The organism is Dysgonomonas sp. GY75 (assembly GCF_015234155.1).
Lineage (GTDB): Bacteria > Bacteroidota > Bacteroidia > Bacteroidales > Dysgonomonadaceae > Dysgonomonas > Dysgonomonas gadei.
The window spans coordinates 39,903-57,153 of the sequence record NZ_JADCLQ010000022.1 but is presented as its reverse complement, the minus strand read 5'-3'; the positions used below and the strand labels follow the sequence as shown (position 1 = coordinate 57,153).

Genomic DNA, 17,251 nt, shown 5'->3' with positions numbered 1-17,251 from the left:
TATTATAGTTTCGATAAATCATATATAGATTTTTTTTCTAAAAGAACCCCTAATTCAACTTCAATCTTTTCAATATAGTCATCTGACCATAGTGGATGAGTTAATAAAAAAGTCTCCCGTTCATTATTAAATATAATTATATTATCAGATATTTTGTTTATTGTGAATCCCTGCCTTTTCATGCGGTTAATAATTACTGTATCAACATATTCTTTCCAATATTCAACATCTAAACCAACATTTGCATTTGGATTATCAGATAATCTGGCGATATCTAATCCTAATCTCCAATCAATAATATTGTGTATATTTTGATTTCCATAATCACGAATACAGTCGTAGCAGGAAGAAGAACACCTCAAGTGATCTTTCGTTGTCAATCTCTCGTATTCTTGACCTCCCTGAACCAGAGGCATAACAATAGCATTATTTACAATTTCTCCATTTGTCAAGTAATTGCAATATCCAGCGCCATTATCTAATTTTTCAACAAAAAAGACTTCGGGATTACGTGTTTTTGCATCTATATTAAATCCGACGGATAGTTCTTGTGCATCAATATCAAGAAAACTTGCAATAGACCTTCTTACCAAATACCCCCAAGAAAGAAACGCTGCTTTTACAGCATGAGAATTATCATTGCAAATAGGGTTAATATTAATATTTTCATTAATACTATCCAATGTTATAGCCATTACTCCCGTAGTTTTGGATGAAACAAATGCATAATTAGATTCATACAATAACTTCAGTTTATTTCTTTCTTTTTCATCCGAAATAGCATTTCGACAAATCCATTCACTATTTTCTCCTCTCCTACCCAAAGAGAATAATGCACCATTATTGTCATTTACTTGGTGGACACGGCCTGTCGACGGTACAACATTAGTTCTTATATGTATATTCTTTATGCAATGTTCGATTGGTTCTAATTTGTCAGAACAATCAAGCGCAATATCACTACTAGGAGAGTGCCAATCATAAACACCATTAAAGTCTTTTGGTTTTTCTGTATAATCTATGCAGAAGCCAAGTGGAGAGCAGGCATCTATTTTGTCTAAACAATTTGAACAAATAGGGCAAATGTCTAAGTCTTGAGTTACTGATGAAAATCCGCAATTATTACATTTATGCAATTTGTTACGTATTACGCTCAAAGAGCGATTTTTGACCCGCACCTTACCTGTCTTGTCGGATTCATAATCAACGACTCCAACTGCCTTATAGACTAATTTATCTTTTACTATTTCACAGCCCGGAGCAAATGATGCTATTGCAATATCCATATCTCGGGACACTACGTCCTCCGATGGGAATTTATTGCCGGGATGCCTCAAGTATAGATTTCTTACACGAGTTGGAAACCCAAACATAGGCAACATTCCGGTATTTGCAAGTAATTCACTCAAATAATCATATACACCATTGTTATTATCAACCTCACCAGTTATTCGCTCGACTAGTTGATCGCTGATTAACGATTGTATATCACTTTTAGTGCTATCTTTAAGATTTGTTCCTCTTGAAACAGTAGAGATTATATTTTCAATTGCTTTTTTGTTGTCATAAATCCATGTTTTTACTATATGCTTATTTTTATCCCATTGTTCAACACGTCCAAAACCTCCGTGTATATTGTCCTTTGTCGTTGAAAGAACTGGTTTAAGCGCTTGATACAACACCTCTTTAATTATCACTCTTTCAGCAATCTCTTTAGTTCTTACTTCAAGATATGGAGCTTTAGGTATTGCAGATACCATACGCTCTGTTTCTGCATAATGTGTTTGGTCATGACTATTTCCTTTTGCTATTGTCAATGCAATGGATAAAGGATTACCTCTACGTCCGGCACGTCCCACTCTTTGTTGATAATTAAATCTTTGAGGTGGTACATTGCCCATCATTACTGCGGACAAAGAACCGATATCGACACCTGCTTCCATTGTAGTTGTTACACTAAGCAGATCTATCTCTTCGACTTTTCGCTCTTCACCTTTATATGCGAATCCTTGAAAGAGCCTCTGTCGCTTACGAAAATCATCTCTTGAAGTCTGTCCTGTTAACTCTTCACAATGCAATCTAAATATTGTGTCGCTATTTTTAACAAGAGATAAATAATAATCATTTGGATTATTAATATCATTCTCGGTTAACGTATCAGGTACTCCTAGCTTTTCTGTACAGTTAATGCAATACCCCGCAGATGGATGTAAATGGGCTGTTTTACACTTAGTACAAACCCATACTTTATCTCCAATAGTAGATTCTTTGAAAGAGAGTCCTTCACCAGTAAGTAACAGTTCACCATCTCTGGTTAAAGCACCTTTTAATCGAAGAGTTTTAATAATTTCATCTTTTAATTCTGTAACTTTTGTAGAGGCACTAACATTATATGCCTTTTTTATAAGATTTTCGGAATGTCTAGTAAGACTTTTTCTTGGCCAATCAGAGTCAACACCAACAATTCGACTTCGTTCGCCCATTATTCTTATTATGCTATCCAGTAATTGCGCTCTTATTTCATCAGAATCACGCTCTTTAAGAGTTACATATCCTAATCTCATAGACTCAAAGGAACGCTTCTTATGGGCAAAAATACTGCGTAATTGTTCTGTCTTATTTATATTTCTTATCTGGGTTCTATAGTCAAAGTCACCCGAATCATCTTTGAATGTGTTAGTATTAAGGTCAAACAGTTCATACCATGCCTTATTATTATTTGCAATTGAAGGTTTTGGTCCAATTGGGCTGATTCCAGCACTAACAAGACAATGTATCACAAAATCTAAAGTTTTTTCCAAATCAGATAGATTTAGATTTCTCATTAAAGACTCTAGTTCTTTTTTGTCCTTTGCGTCTAAATAATCGTCATGTTTATCTCTTATTAACTGTATGATTTTTCTATATCTTTCATCTCTTCTAAATTCCTTTTTCTTGTCCAATTCACTTTCTGAAAGTTGAGAATCTGAGAGATTGTAAAATAGTTTGATTAAGTTAATATCTTCATCATTAACACTCATAGCCTTGATTATTGCCCAACGCAATGCATCTCTGTAGTGATCTAGTTCAATACCAGCTGCAAGTTTAGCGGCAGATTGCCGGCTATCGGAAAACAGGACGATTTTAGGATTAGCTCCTTCACTTTTTAGAGTTTTAACCAATGCATCAGCCATAACCTGATTCACCTTTTGAACACCTGTTGAATGTCTCTTTAATGGAGGGATTCTATCTTTACCTTTACCTCTTGCTTTTACTTCACAGCAAGGACATTGATATGGTAATTGAGTTTCTGTTTGCTCTTGATATATAATATAATTGCCGTCTGATTTATCAATTTGACATTCCCCTGAGACATTATCATACGACACTGATATCCAACCGCTTTTTTGGGGTATGGGCTTGGATTGTGACCACTTTTTTAGAACAACATATGGGTTCTTTGATGCTCCCACAGGTTGTTGTACAGAAACAATATTTCTACCAGATTGTATTTGAGAAAAACCACCAAGAAAAACTTCTCCGCAACTCTCGCACAATATGAGTTCCAGGATTCGTTTTCCACAAGAGCAAATAGAATTAGGATGTTTATACATCTTTCCAATTTCTCTCTCAGCAGTCTTGTATTCTTCGCTTAAAGAAGAACAGTCAGGGTCTGAGCAAGCCCACAATCCATTTATGTTTCTGAAAAAAAAGTGGGCTCTTAATGGCATTAAATTATTATTGCCAGTTTTAGTTTGGCATATTATCTTAATAATGGATTCGACTATGTTAGAAGCTACGTCAGTAGGAAGCTGTAACTTTGTACAAATATCATCACCTTTTGATGCAGTAACCTTCCCATTCTTTACCATTCCATATTTTAGCCATTTATCTAACTCGTATTTATTTACAATTTCGGGAATCGATGTACAGTTTAAGTTATCTAATAACTCTGAAGTATTTGTATTGAACTGTAATAATTGTTCTATTGGCAGTTCTACAGATGGTTTAACGATCTCATCTGATGGCGGATTTTGCAACAATACAAACCTATTTTTAACCTCTTCTGAAGTTAATCCAAAGAATTGTCCTATATACTCTCTTGTCTGTTCGTTATCCTCCATAGAAGCACTTGATGCCAGATATTGAACTTGTGGAGAGTTCGGGGTTAACCCTAATCTATCTAATAAGATTCTAAATATGTACGCTACTTCAGTGCCTGAAGTTCCTCTATATGTATGTAGCTCATCAATAATTACATGAAAGATATTTGTAGGATCAGATTGAAGCCAAGTTTTGGTTTGTTCAAATATTGGAGATTCAATATTACGCATAAGCATAATATTGAGCATACTATAATTTGTAATTAATATGTCTGGTGCATTATCCTGCATATCTTGGCGACACCATATTTCTGCACTATCTTCATCCATACATGGCACTTGGTACAACAATTCAGTTGTACCATTAGCTTCAACTTCTTCTATGACTGCCCTCCAATCTCTTTCGTGTTCTTTTCGTTCTTCTCTTAGTCTAGCATCGGCTTTTTCTTTTGTTCCACTAACAGGAGTACGTCCTGTGTATCGTCCAAAATAGAATCTATTACCATCTCTATGCATGTCAAGCCATTTTCGGGCATTATTCCTACCGTCACCTTCTTTGCTATCCAGAGCCTTTCGAAGTCGTATCATTTGATCTTCGGCTAATGCATTTAGAGGATATAAAATCATAGCACGCATGGCACGAGGGCGACCTTGCTTCGTCCAGGTTTTAGACTCATTTATTAGGTCCGATATAAGAGGTAAAAGGAAACATTCAGTTTTACCCGAACCAGTACCTGTTGTTACAATAATATCCTTTCTCCCTTTTGTTGCCTGTACAATAGCTTCAACCTGATGCTCATACAATTTTCTTATAAATTTGCTGCTCCCATCAAACAAGCCGCAATTGACAAACTCAGCGAAATCTTTGCTGATTCCCTCCTTATTACACAACTCTTCAATTGTGCAGACTTCCTTATACTTCGGCACTATTTCAATAATGGGAGGCTGGCATATAGTTGCGTCCGACAGTAGCAACTCATTTCTTTCATTATTGTAGCAATCAGAGGAAAATGGCATTCCACTGTTAATATATTTAAGGTATAACTCTCGTAATGTTCTATGTATTTTAATTGGATTGTCCATATTCTTTAGTTTGTTTTTATTGATTCACAAAAAATCCTATTAAGTTCTGTATAAGCTCTTCTATTTACGTTCTTAAATACATAATAGCCATTATCAATATAGGGCATTGATTCTGCAAATAATGACTCAATCATTAATGCTCTATAAATTATTATAGGCATATGGAATATGGGCACTCTCAACTCTTTGTTCTTAACATCATATATACCGTTATTCTCTTGTTTTACAACTCTATCATAGGAATAAGCAATATTTAATGCATCAGGATTGATTGAATGATGTGGTATAGCGTAACACTTATTATGCTCACAGTCGATGAAATACCATTTTTTAGTATCATTTATCTTTCGCGATACCACTCCTATGTAATGTTCAAAATCATCTCTTCTTATGTCATATACTTCCTGCATTGATAATACGCAATGGTCAATGGAAGGCATATTTCCCAAAATAGATTCAAGGTTGAAATTAAATCTGTTCGGACCATTAAACCTATCAATGTCTTTGTGTAAATATATGCCTATGTAACTCGTTTGCTGTAATCCGTCAGTTAATACCGGATTTAACACAACGAGAGAGTCTCTATGTTTGGATATAATGCACTCAGGAGCCATATGGTATCTGCTATTACCTGCAAATTCCACAGTGCCGCTATATAAAAGAGGGTAAAAAATATTATATATAGGTTTTTCTAAATCTAATTCCAGTTTAAGGTTAAGATAGTCACAAGTTTGTTTAATGCGTTCATATCTAACATCACCAACTTCCTTAAACCATAGGTATAACAACTCTTGCGCGTTTTGCATAACTTTTAATCTAAATACGAATCTGGGTATGATTTATATCTACGGCCTTCTTCTCGTTGCGATTCTATAAAGTCCATTGTAATAAATTTGCCACTGATAGATACTACCGACTCATCTTCGCTGTAGGTATAGTTCTTAAACTCGACACAACCATACTCTTCTATATTTGACTTGGAAATAGGTATAACTTCCTCATTCATAGATGTCCTTGTTCCAAAAATCCATAAGTTAGAGGGAAAACCAATTATATTATGATTACTTGGAAGTTTGCTGCTAATTCCAATAAGGATATCGTTTATTGGCTGCATATATGATGGAATATAGGATAGGTTCATGTTCTGTAACAATAGAATGTGTATCTCTTTAGGATTATTATTAGCTGAAACAAGCATATTTTCTAGTCCATTGCAATATAAATCATCAAAAGACTTCCAGTTTGCACCTACAGATACTGAATGCAATTTATACAGTCCGATAGCGTCAATCAGCGATTTAAAGATTAAAAGACTTGGCAATAATATTACGCCTATATGCCTATTTAACCTATTCTTCGCAACAAATAAACGAGCTAAATTTTTGGATAACTCTACTGCACTGTCATATGAAAAACTGTTTTTTGATAAATGAGAGGTTAAGTGATTGCAAAAATCATCAAATTCAGTTATCTGTTCACCGTTACACGTTACGCTTTCGATATTAATTATTGTGGAACTAATACGTGGATTCTGGTTATGCCCCCCAATTACATCCCTGATGATAGAAAAATCTTCAATCAAACGATTCTTGTGTTCTTCAATATCTATAAATCTTTGTTCTATAGTATCGGCTTTAGCTTCTTTTGTTTTAATCTTGTCAATAACTTGTTTCAGTTTTAATTCCTGAGCCTTAATATCTTCTTTGATCAGGTTTACCTTTGCAATATGCTCTTTTTCGATTCTCAAACATTCATCCTCTACCTCTTTTAATTTTTGGACTTTTGCATTTTCTATCTTTTTAATAGTTTCTCGATTATAATCCTCATATGTCTTTATATATTCATCTTCGTATTCCTTAATGCTTCTTTGCAGAACATCGGATAATATGGGGTTAGAGGCCAAATCCAAAATATTTTTTTGCGTCAGCACGATTGATGGAAGTAATTCTTTAAATACATTAAATCTAAAATTTAAAATATCAGATGATATTTCGAGAGTTTTAATTAGATCATCAGATATTTCTGTAAGGTTTTCTGGAGCAATGTTGTACCGCCTAATTAAATCAATAACGTATCTTACTATTTCTTCATTGGTGAGAATATCGCTATATTTAAAGGGATATTTTATATCTCCTCTTATTAAATAAACATCGTCATCACACCTACACATGTTGTTATTAGCATCAAATAACCCATCTTCAATAGACCAATACTTTGCAATTCCTTTTTTTGAATCAGCGTCAGTAATATAGTAAATCTTATTTTCGACTTTATAATAACTATTGTATTGACCTTGTTTGATAGCATCCCTTAAATCAGGAACATTAATATTTATGATAGAAGTGTGAGGGTAATTTTCTGGCTTAGAAGCAACTAAATATACATCTTTATTAGGATCATCTTTAATTTCGTCCTCTCTTATATTTAGCATGATAAGCTTATCTAGCCAGTAGTCTGGGAATTTGTATCCAAACACTGTCCCATTATGCAAAAAAATATCTTTCTGCATATTTCTACAAAATGGTTGAAAATGATAGTTGTTGTCTACATAACCTAAAGGATATATGCTCGCATGCAGAGCCCCTGGGTATTTTTTTCTTGCAACACCTATAATTTTGTGTAGTCTATAATTAAAATCACTCATATTTATTAGTGTTATTTAGTAGTTTCAATGACACATTATTTCCAAAATCTACTTTTTCGTTCTGCACGGCTTTTACCCATTTCTTTAATGCCGAATTTTGAATATTCGATTTTGAATAGGGTTCAAAGTTTAGCCCTATAATTCCCTCTGCATTTTCGACAGGCAACCATTTCTTTTCCTTCTTTTTAATTTCCCATTTGCAAAATACCTCAGACCACAGAATGCTTTTGTTTGACGGAGACTGCATGGTAATTTTCAACTCTCTACTTTTAGGAAATTTAAAAGAATACTCACCTTCAGGTAAAACCAAATGGTAATCTCCTTTTACTACTGATTGAGTTTTCCCATTCATTAAATATGTACAATCCTTGTGAACGCGTAATATCGGCTCCCCTCCAATTAGATATATCCCACGTGAAATTCTTAACCCGCCTATAAACTCAAATATTTGTTCTCCACTTGAGTAAAACTCCTTAGTGAGTTCGTTGTATTTAAACTCATATATAACTATATCTCTATAATAAAATACCGGGGTAGCTCCATAAAATTTACTCCGTTGAAAATTGTTAGATACTATTGCAAGCCCCGATTCATTTTTATCTCCAATAAACCTTGTTTCATCCCAATAGTTCAAATCTCCATCGCTGTCCTTCTGAAAGATAATAATACCATCACGTTTATACGAATAATACTTATCCAGTTCTTGATAAAAAGTAGAGTCTATTTGAAAATTTGTAATTTTAGATCTGTCTTCTTTTCTAATATCGATTCTATATATATCGTTTTTGTCAGATAGATGTATTTGAAATCGCTCTTTTGATTTTGTCTTTTTTATTCGTAACTCATATGTATCTATATACTCTCCGCCCCAAACTAAAAAATGATTATATACTTGAGATTTAACAATGTCATAATTTTCCGTATCTTCAAACACTGAATCAAACACCTTTTGAATATGGTTGTTTAGTTGTCTAAAGTCAAATCTAATATTAATAATATTCCAAAAATCTGAGTAAAAGATATTTTCATAAGGTTGCAACTTGTATCTGTTAAATACAGAAGTGATATATTTCATATCCTCTCTATTCAACAAATACTTTGCTAGTTCTAATGGATATTGGATAAATCTGTTTTTATAAGGCCTTGGCTGACATTCCCGTACTATAAAACCATTATCTGCACACCACTCATAAAATTTCCCCCATACTTTTTCTTGATTATCTCTATACCATGATTGCAGATAACCTATATCACAATTTATTATCTCGCATAATCTTGGATTGTAAGCGTTTACCGAATATTCACCATCCGATTCGCATTTAGACGCAGCATAAAGTTGTAATGCTACAATAGCTACAATAGAGTCAATATCCCTAATTGGATTGTCACAAGGAATGAACAGCTCTAAACACAGATTCTTTACAAGGCTATCTCTTGAAACTTCAATTTTATTTGCTGCACTTTCCATAAACTGCTCATCAATAACAAGCGAAGCAAATTCATCTTTCTTGTCATGTGTAAGAAAGGTGTCTATTACATATCTTGTGAACAGTTCGTATGTTTTCATTGCGCTTAATTGTTCTTATTCAGTAATTCATAACGGTCCAGTCCTTAGAAGTTTTCAATTTTATTAAAGTTTTCAAGAGATGGTTTTACTCTTGGTTCATAAATGGAATGGTGATAATTGTCAAAACGTTCGGATGTTTAACTTTTAGCTTCAACACTTCATCACACAAAGCATATCCCACTACAAGCCATGAGATATGTATTTTTATCAGTATTTGATAGCAGGTCATTCATTCTCTTCATAGTAATATGAATAATCTATTCCTTTCATAAACATTTCACGGCTATCGATTTCGCCTGTAAGCGCATTTTTTAGCAAACTCTTCAGCTTAGTGCTATCTGTGGAGCTTTCTATCATCGCACCCATATAATCGTTTTTATTGATTTTACTCCAATCAACGCATTTCTTTAATCGTTTTTTCAGTATCAGGTCCAACCAAATACGTGTGCTTCGCCCGTTACCTTCCATAAATGGATGGGCGATGTTCATTTCTACATATTTTTCGGCTATTTCGTCGAATGTGCTTTCCGGCATTTGTTCTATTTCTTTCAGTGTGTTCCCTAAAAAATGCGCCACAGCAAACTGAAATCCGCCCTTTGAGATATTCTTTTGCCTTATTTGTCCCGCAAAGTCATATAATCCGCCAAAAATATAGGCATGAATTTGCCGCAAACTTTTTGTTGTTCCGATCTCAGCATCATTGATAAGATTGCTTTCAAAAAAGGAATATGCCTTTTTCTTACTCTGTCCGTCAATACTATTGTCGCTGTATGTAAACCAATCAAGGAATTTAACAGCTTTGTTGTTCGGGAAATGTTTCGCTAATGAAATAACACCATCACTATCAAGCGTATCGGCTAAACGTTTCTTGCCATCCGGCGCTACGAATTTGAAACCGTGAGCAGCACTCACAAGTTCGTTTTGTTCTTTGGTAAGTTTTCGCTTTAACCAACGCCAGTAGTTATTTGCTTTCGTATAATCATCCTGACCATAGAGTACAGCAACAACATCTACGACATTGAACCACCATTTGTTGTTCTCTTCGTCCCAAATAGCACGAACTTCACGGTCATCAAAAAAACGAATGGATATTTTTGCCTTGTTGCTCATTTATTTTACGAAGTTTTCATCCGTTAAACCGGCATAAAAGTATTTTTTCTTCTCTTTTGCCGCATCGGAAGTTCCTGTTTTCGGAATACGATAAAACTCTTTTATAATATCATTTGAAAGATGTTTATCTATTGTATCGAACAGATAATCGAACGCAATAAAGAGATTGAATGCTTTAGCAAGTATAACTTCCTGATCTTTGGGATCAATAGTATGTGCCTCTAAAATATAGCGGGTTTGTTCTTCAGCCAGTTTACTATTCCCAATTTTATTGGAATTATAGGCTGGGTTCACTTGCGTTTTGTGATACAATCCGCCTTTTGGTTTAGCCTGATTCTCTTCCCTGGGATATGTCAGCAATTTATTCATTGTCGTTAGCAATACATTGTTTCAATATCAGGCAAATATATGAAAAATAATGAGTTTCAGGAGGGGTAATTTAGGGAATTTTAATATATCGATGTGTTTTATGAGGATAGTTTTTTATATAATTTTCCTTTTTCAATTTGTAAGCATGTCTTTCTGTGGAAGGACTAAATTAGTCAACACTTTACGGAAAATACAATCTGAAACGGAGCGAAGATGTCGAGACTTTTTGTAAAGCCGCTTGCGGCTTGGTGTTGACGTTTTATTCTTGGGATATACAGGCGCAGGCCGAGGTAAAACATCAATGATACATGACAGCCGATGACAGGCCTGGCCCTATTACAGACTATAATATTAATTAAAACGGCAGGCTAATTTTAATAGCCTGCCGTTTTTCACAATCTTCTACAAAATGTTTGTTAAAATACCTGAAGTACGGGACAATTATCCGAACTTCTCCCTGTAATTATCTTCCAATAGTTTCTCGATATCGGAAGCGCGGTAAAGGATCTTACCGGCCAGCTTGATGTATGGGATACGTCCTTGGTCGCGGTAATCCTGCAAACTGCTCCGGCTGACCTTCAATTTTTTCGATAATTCTTCGTCCGTGTAAAAGCTCTCCCCGTTCAACGTCGGCTTCCGGGAAGAAAGCAGGCGCTCTAATGATGAGGAGAGGCGCTCCAATGAATGGAACAATGATTTTATCCTTTCATTTTCAGCTGTGATTAATTGATTACCCATCTGTTTTCCGGTTTATATTATTATACTCTAAAACTTATCCCCATACGGCACGGTTACCATACCTCTTCATTATATCTGCTTTCCTTTCCTGAGGGCTGCTTTCCGCAGGTAATCCACCAGTGGAATGATCTTCTCCACATCTTCCGGCTTGTAGTAGACTTTGCGGCTGATTTTACTAAAACCCAATGTGCCGTTATCCCGGAGCGTCTGTAAAGTCCTTTGGGATATGCTAAGCAGCAGGCATACATCCTGGTTGTCCAGCCATTTACCGCTGTCTTTACCGGCATGCAGGCGGCACAGGGTTTCCATGCGGGCGATAAAACCCTCTAATTTCGAGAGCATCTTCTCGAATAGTTCCGCGTCGATATTTACTATTTCCATAACATTTTTCTTTTGATCTTTGGTTTATTTCCGGTGCAAACAAAATACAAAAAATGAGAGGCTGTATATCCCTGACGGCCTGTTACACCTTATATCATCATATGTCACCACACAGGCGGCTTCCGGGATCATACAATGGAAAATTACGCATGCACCTCATCGAAACGTGTATGATTATGGAAAGGACATTTTGGATAATTAAAGATAACAGGGAAAAGCGCCGTCAAATAAACCCGGAGCTATCCATAGCCACAGGCAAAGGTATATCCGTGTCCTGAGCGGCGGGGCAAGGTCAGGCCTTCCGGTTTCCGGGAAAAATCATCCTCGCTCCGCTGCGGTATTTTTCCGGAAAACCCCGCCCCGCCCGGACACTACCTTTTCCGGCCTGTAGCTATGGGTATCTCCGGCCCCACAAGCCGGATTAATAAAAAAAGGAAAATAATATGCTACAGAAAGAAGAAAAAAGGTACAGCATCGGAACGTTGATGCCTTTAAACGAATCCTATCATGGCGGCCATACCCTGACAAAGGAAGATGTGGACAAAGTGAATGATCTGGTCGAATGGATTAAGTCGACCCGGTCGCAGTCAAAACCAAAGGCCGGGGACCGCCTGCTTTATACATGCAAACACGGGGATTACTCCCCCATCGCCTTTCTTGAAAGAAATAAGGATGGGGAATTGTATGTATGTGTCAAACCGATGGTTCCCTTTGCCGGGTGCATGGACGGGGAAATCAGCTTCGACGTTAGCGGCGGCCCCTTTTGCGGCATGCACGAAAAGGAACTGAAGTATGCCGGAACCGTCAACAACCGTTTTAAAACATGGGGGCATAACGGCATGAGGGCAAACGGGGCGGTCTATTTCCACGCGAAGGTAAGCATGTGGGAATATACCGAACCGGAACCGCTGTTCGGCGATTTTACCACAAGGACATGGCGGAAGATCATCTTAAATAAGATGGAAGACCCTCAAACAGAATACCTGTATTCGGGAAACGGCATTGCCTTTTATTCCGAAGACGAGTACCGGAATTTCCTCCGCAGGTTCTGTGCCGCCGTATTTCCGGGATACAACAGGAACCAGCTTGTCGTATGGTGTTACCGTGACGAGATCAAGCGCCTGCCCCTTCAACGCGCCTGTTACAACCCGTATAATAGGGGCATTACCCACAAAAGTAAAGGTACAGGAAGACCATGAAACACATCAGGTCATCACTTTCCTCATCCGTCCCGAATAAATTTTCATCAGTTAAACCTATAAAATAAGTAATTATGTCTACACAAAATAATACGGCAGGCGGAAGCAGCACCGACCTGCTTTCTTCCATTTATAAGATACAGGTACGCAATGAAGATAAAATATCCGGTGCAGACCGCATATTCTGCGAAGGGCAACAGGCAAGCCTCTACCGCAGCCTGGATGAAATCGACCGCTGGTACGGCCTGTTTGCAGAGGAAGCCGCCAGATATAAGGACAGCCATAAAATCAATTATACGGCCAATGGTAAAGTCAAAAAAAGCGACCCTTACCGTAGTTATGAAACGATCAGGACGGACTATACGGACTTTGAATTCAAGCCGTTTGACGCCATCGATAAGCTGGTTGAAAAGAACTGCGGGGCTGTAACGGCATTTGCCAGGTCAATCGTGGCTTATTTCAATAGCGCCTACAACGTATCCGTCCCTTACCCTGGGATAGACGCTGAAAAACTGCCTATAGGTTTCCGTCCGGTTTACCAAAGCTATGTCGACCTGGTAATCGAACACCTCGGGGGACGCAGTTTCCGGGATACGGCGGAAGAAGAATTAATCCGGCGGTTCCACGGCGCCGTTAAGCCCGGCCCCTGGAGTAAGGTAAAGCCGGAGTTGAAGAAGGACAAAATCGTATTTCCCGATGTAATCAGCTTTGATAATTTCTGGCCGGAGAAAAACAAACTGGAATATAACAGCCGGAGTAAGCTTGAAAACTTTTGCGCGGGAATAGCTTTCTGCACGGATGATACATTGGATGGAGGCGCCTCCGTGATAATATGGTTTGATGACAATAATGTGGACGTTTCCCGTCCATACAGCCTGACGGCAAGCAACGCGGAAGAAATGAAATTCTTTAAAAACGGGCGCATCGATGTCAGGTTCAAAGACGCGAAGACCGCTGAGGCGTGTTTCTGTAAACTAAAGCTGGATACGCTCCAGTTAAGGGACGATAATGAAGACTAACCTTTAAACTAAAACCATTATGTACCGGATAATTCCCCAACAGATACCGCAGGACAGGCGGGCGGAAATAAACGAGAAAATCCTCTTTTGCATCGATACCGGCAAAAACGAGCTGCCGCCCGAAACGATATACAATTGTTACACAGGCGCCGGCGGGCTGCATAACCTTAAACTGGAAGATTTTACCAGTTATCATGAATATTCCCAGGCCAAGAAAGAATTTGAAATGGGGCAATTTTTCACGCCCCATGAGATCTGCCGGGATATGGCCGGCTTAATAAAACCGGACCGGTCGGATATGGTACTCGATATGTGCTGCGGCATGGGGAATTTCTTTAACCATTTGCCGAACCCACATAATGTATATGGTTTCGATATCGACGGGAAAGCGGTTTCGGTCGCCCGGTACTTATATCCCGAGGCCCATATCGAAAAATGCGATATCTTCCAATACAAGCCGGATAAACGCTTTGATGTGGTGATCGGCAACCCGCCGTTCAATCTGGAATTCGACAGGCAGCCGTCCCAGTTCTATTATATGGGAAAAGCCCACTCCGTCCTGAATCCGGCAGGCATACTGATGATAATCGTCCCCTGCTCCTTCCTGCAAAACGAATTTTGGGAGAAAACGAGAGTCACGGTCATAAACCGTGATTTTTCATTTATAGGACAGACCAAACTGGATGCGAATGCTTTTGCCGGAGTCGGTGTCCACAACTTCAATACCAAAATAATGGCGTTTATGCGTGAATCACGCCACATCGAAATGACACCATACAATGCCGAAGAGTTTGTTTCATGGGAAGAACTGGGCAAGCGGATCGATGCAGCCGGGATACTCAAAGCCAACCTGAAGGTGAGCCTGATGAGGGAAACGCATTCAATAAACAGGGAGGAACTGGAGCGGTTCGAATATAAGCTAAGCAAGTACCTGTTTGAACTGAAAACGCACAAACACCTTCAAAAGCACTATGACAAAGCGGTTGCGCTTGTTGCCAAACTGCGTAACCAGCAGCCTCCGGAAGATTGCTCCAATGAACAGTTTAAGGAATGGGAAAGGAATAAGCTGACAACGGTAAAAGTACTGGGTATTATCCGAAAATATATTACCAGCCAGCATGTCATACACCGAAAGGAAGTCGCCCTGGTTAAAACAAATTACGGTTTTAAACTCAAGCAATATGCTCCCCGCCTGCTGGATGGGATAAAGCGCCGCTTTGCCGATATGAACGATCTGGTTCTGGAGAGGGACGCTTTGCCTGTTCCTCCCGAATATACTTCTAAGATAAGGAAGCAGGTAAAAGCCGCGGAGAAGTTGATACGCAGGAAACAGCGGGAATATGAAAAACAAAGCCTTATATTCTCCGAAATGAATATCGACCCGGATATTCAGAACTATCTGGATAACGCGACATTTATCAATAAGGAACAGGAAGTATGCCGGTTCACTAATTTGCAGAAACACGACCTGAACCTGGTTCTTCAGAAAAGGTACTCCCTGCTCAACTGGCAGCAGGGCTCGGGTAAAACGGCGGCAGTATACCATTATGCAAAGTACCTGCTCAAATACCGGAAGGTAAGGAATGTCATCGTACTGGCTCCGGCAATAGCGACCAACCTGACATGGGAAACATTCCTGAAAATGAACAGGGAGCGGTATTATACGCTGCGAAGCTATAAGGACTTCGGAAATATACCCGAAGGAGCTTTCCTGGTGGTTAGCATATCCATGCTCAGTAAACTGAAACGGGACTTGAGCAGGCTGATAAAACTCCATTCACGGAAATTCTGCCTGATATTCGACGAGTCGGATGAGATAACCAATCCGGTATCACAACGGACTAAGGCCGCACTAAGCATATTCAGGCGATTGAATTATAAGATACTGGACACGGGAACCACCACACGGAACCACATCACCGAGTTATATAGCCAGTTTGAGCTGCTTTACAACAACTCCATCAATATGATGTGCCGGTGCGACCGGATTTACTATCAGGATAAAGGCGGGGATATTGTCAGAAAGATCAATGACTATTACGGGGAACCCTTTCCAGCCTATCAGGGGCATACCCTGTTCAAGGCCTGCTTCTGTCCCGGTAAAGCCAGCGTATTCGGTATCGAAAAACAAAATCAGGATATCTACAATAAGGGGGAATTGTTTGACCTGATCGGCAAAACGATCATTACCCGCAAGTTTAAGGACTTCGCAGGGGAGAAATACGAGGTGAAGACCCATTCGGTTACGCCTTCCGATGGTGAACGGGAGGTCTACCGCGTCATTGTCGAGGAATTCTGCCGGATATGCGAATTATACTACAACAGCACCGGGGATAGCAAGAAAGAAGCCGGGTTGCGTTTGATGAGGCAGATCAGGCTGCTGGTAAAAGCCTGCTCCGTGCCCAACCTGATAGACGGTTATTCCGGCGATCCATATCCGAATAAGACCAGGTATATCAAAGATATGGTAAAGTCGATACCCGGAAAGGTTACTATCGGCTGTACTACGCTGGCGGCTTTGGATATGTATGAGCAATATGTCAGGAAAGAATTTCCAAACAGGCCGGTATTTATAATCAAGGGGGATGTCACATTCAAGAAAAGGCAAAGCATTATTACGGAATTTGAGGATACGTTGAACGGCATCCTTATCTGCACGCAGCAATCGCTAAAAAGTTCGGCCAATATCCCGACATGCAATGACGTCATACTCGAATCCCTGCAATGGAATATCCCGAAGATGGAGCAGTTTTACTTCCGCTTTATCCGGCTCGATTCAAAAGATCAAACGCGGGTACATTTTGTAACCTATGAAGATTCGATCGAGCAGAACTTAATGGCATTGGTACTGACCAAGGAACGGCTGAACGAGTTCATAAAAACCGGGGAAGTTAAGGAACAATCGGAAATATTTGAAGAATTCGATATTACCATGTCCGTAATCGAAAGCCTGCTTACCCGGGAACAGGACAGCGAAGGAAAATTCCATATCAGCTGGGGACGACAGAGGTTGGTGTGCTAGAGAATGGAAAAGGTAGGCTTTGGTGTTAAATCGATTT

11 protein-coding genes are annotated in these 17,251 nt (G+C 38.6%); 3 read left to right on the top strand and 8 right to left on the bottom strand.

From position 1 onward, the window contains the following. Positions 1-2 precede the first annotated feature (2 nt). The 8 genes from IR083_RS10580 to IR083_RS10545 form a co-directional block, all read right to left on the bottom strand. Positions 3-5,165: a DEAD/DEAH box helicase gene (locus IR083_RS10580; RefSeq protein ID WP_194224303.1), complete on the bottom strand. Its 5,163-nt coding sequence runs from the start codon at positions 5,163-5,165 to the stop codon at positions 3-5. 5 nt (positions 5,166-5,170) lie between these two features. Then, positions 5,171-5,971, bottom strand: coding sequence for a hypothetical protein (locus IR083_RS10575; RefSeq protein ID WP_194224302.1), 801 nt, complete (start codon positions 5,969-5,971; stop codon positions 5,171-5,173). Positions 5,972-5,976: 5 nt separating this feature from the next. Then, positions 5,977-7,809: a hypothetical protein gene (locus IR083_RS10570; protein ID WP_194224301.1), complete on the bottom strand. Its 1,833-nt coding sequence runs from the start codon at positions 7,807-7,809 to the stop codon at positions 5,977-5,979. Beyond that, positions 7,802-9,376 (bottom strand): hypothetical protein, encoded by a 1,575-nt coding sequence (locus tag IR083_RS10565; protein ID WP_194224300.1) that lies wholly within the window; start codon positions 9,374-9,376, stop codon positions 7,802-7,804. The genes IR083_RS10570 and IR083_RS10565 overlap by 8 nt, the downstream gene beginning before the upstream one ends. Before the next feature lie 225 nt (positions 9,377-9,601). Next, positions 9,602-10,486, bottom strand: coding sequence for a protein adenylyltransferase Fic (fic, locus tag IR083_RS10560; RefSeq protein ID WP_194224299.1), 885 nt, complete (start codon positions 10,484-10,486; stop codon positions 9,602-9,604). Continuing rightward, the gene (locus IR083_RS10555; protein WP_194224298.1) at positions 10,487-10,855 is read right to left on the bottom strand and encodes a hypothetical protein; all 369 of its coding nucleotides are present in this window, start codon (positions 10,853-10,855) and stop codon (positions 10,487-10,489) included. Between the two features lie 441 nt (positions 10,856-11,296). Then, on the bottom strand, positions 11,297-11,593 hold the full coding sequence (locus IR083_RS10550; RefSeq protein ID WP_194224297.1) for a helix-turn-helix domain-containing protein: 297 nt from the start codon (positions 11,591-11,593) through the stop codon (positions 11,297-11,299). Positions 11,594-11,662: 69 nt separating this feature from the next. Further along, a complete protein-coding gene (locus tag IR083_RS10545) occupies positions 11,663-11,974 on the bottom strand; it encodes a helix-turn-helix domain-containing protein (RefSeq protein WP_194224296.1) in 312 nt (103 codons plus the stop codon). A 443-nt stretch (positions 11,975-12,417) separates the two neighbouring features. On the opposite strand from IR083_RS10545, the gene IR083_RS10540 reads away from it, so the two are divergent. From IR083_RS10540 to IR083_RS10530, 3 genes are all read left to right on the top strand, one after another. Further along, on the top strand, positions 12,418-13,173 hold the full coding sequence (locus IR083_RS10540) for a DUF4121 family protein (protein WP_194224295.1): 756 nt from the start codon (positions 12,418-12,420) through the stop codon (positions 13,171-13,173). 74 nt (positions 13,174-13,247) lie between these two features. Continuing rightward, positions 13,248-14,192, top strand: coding sequence for a hypothetical protein (locus tag IR083_RS10535; protein WP_194224294.1), 945 nt, complete (start codon positions 13,248-13,250; stop codon positions 14,190-14,192). A gap of 19 nt (positions 14,193-14,211) precedes the next feature. Then, positions 14,212-17,214, top strand: coding sequence for an N-6 DNA methylase (locus IR083_RS10530; protein WP_194224293.1), 3,003 nt, complete (start codon positions 14,212-14,214; stop codon positions 17,212-17,214). Positions 17,215-17,251 lie beyond the last annotated feature (37 nt).

What these genes read in the sequence shown, in the direction of transcription:
- IR083_RS10570 (WP_194224301.1), bottom strand. Translation starts at nt 7,809, where the DNA reads ATGAGTGATTTTAATTATAGACTACACAAAATTATAGGTGTTGCAAGA.
- IR083_RS10550 (WP_194224297.1), bottom strand. Translation starts at nt 11,593, where the DNA reads ATGGGTAATCAATTAATCACAGCTGAAAATGAAAGGATAAAATCATTG.
- IR083_RS10540 (WP_194224295.1), top strand. Translation starts at nt 12,418, where the DNA reads ATGCTACAGAAAGAAGAAAAAAGGTACAGCATCGGAACGTTGATGCCT.
- IR083_RS10545 (WP_194224296.1), bottom strand. Translation starts at nt 11,974, where the DNA reads ATGGAAATAGTAAATATCGACGCGGAACTATTCGAGAAGATGCTCTCG.
- IR083_RS10535 (WP_194224294.1), top strand. Translation starts at nt 13,248, where the DNA reads ATGTCTACACAAAATAATACGGCAGGCGGAAGCAGCACCGACCTGCTT.
- IR083_RS10565 (WP_194224300.1), bottom strand. Translation starts at nt 9,376, where the DNA reads ATGAAAACATACGAACTGTTCACAAGATATGTAATAGACACCTTTCTT.
- IR083_RS10555 (WP_194224298.1), bottom strand. Translation starts at nt 10,855, where the DNA reads ATGAATAAATTGCTGACATATCCCAGGGAAGAGAATCAGGCTAAACCA.
- IR083_RS10530 (WP_194224293.1), top strand. Translation starts at nt 14,212, where the DNA reads ATGTACCGGATAATTCCCCAACAGATACCGCAGGACAGGCGGGCGGAA.
- IR083_RS10575 (WP_194224302.1), bottom strand. Translation starts at nt 5,971, where the DNA reads ATGCAAAACGCGCAAGAGTTGTTATACCTATGGTTTAAGGAAGTTGGT.
- IR083_RS10580 (WP_194224303.1), bottom strand. Translation starts at nt 5,165, where the DNA reads ATGGACAATCCAATTAAAATACATAGAACATTACGAGAGTTATACCTT.
- fic (WP_194224299.1), bottom strand. Translation starts at nt 10,486, where the DNA reads ATGAGCAACAAGGCAAAAATATCCATTCGTTTTTTTGATGACCGTGAA.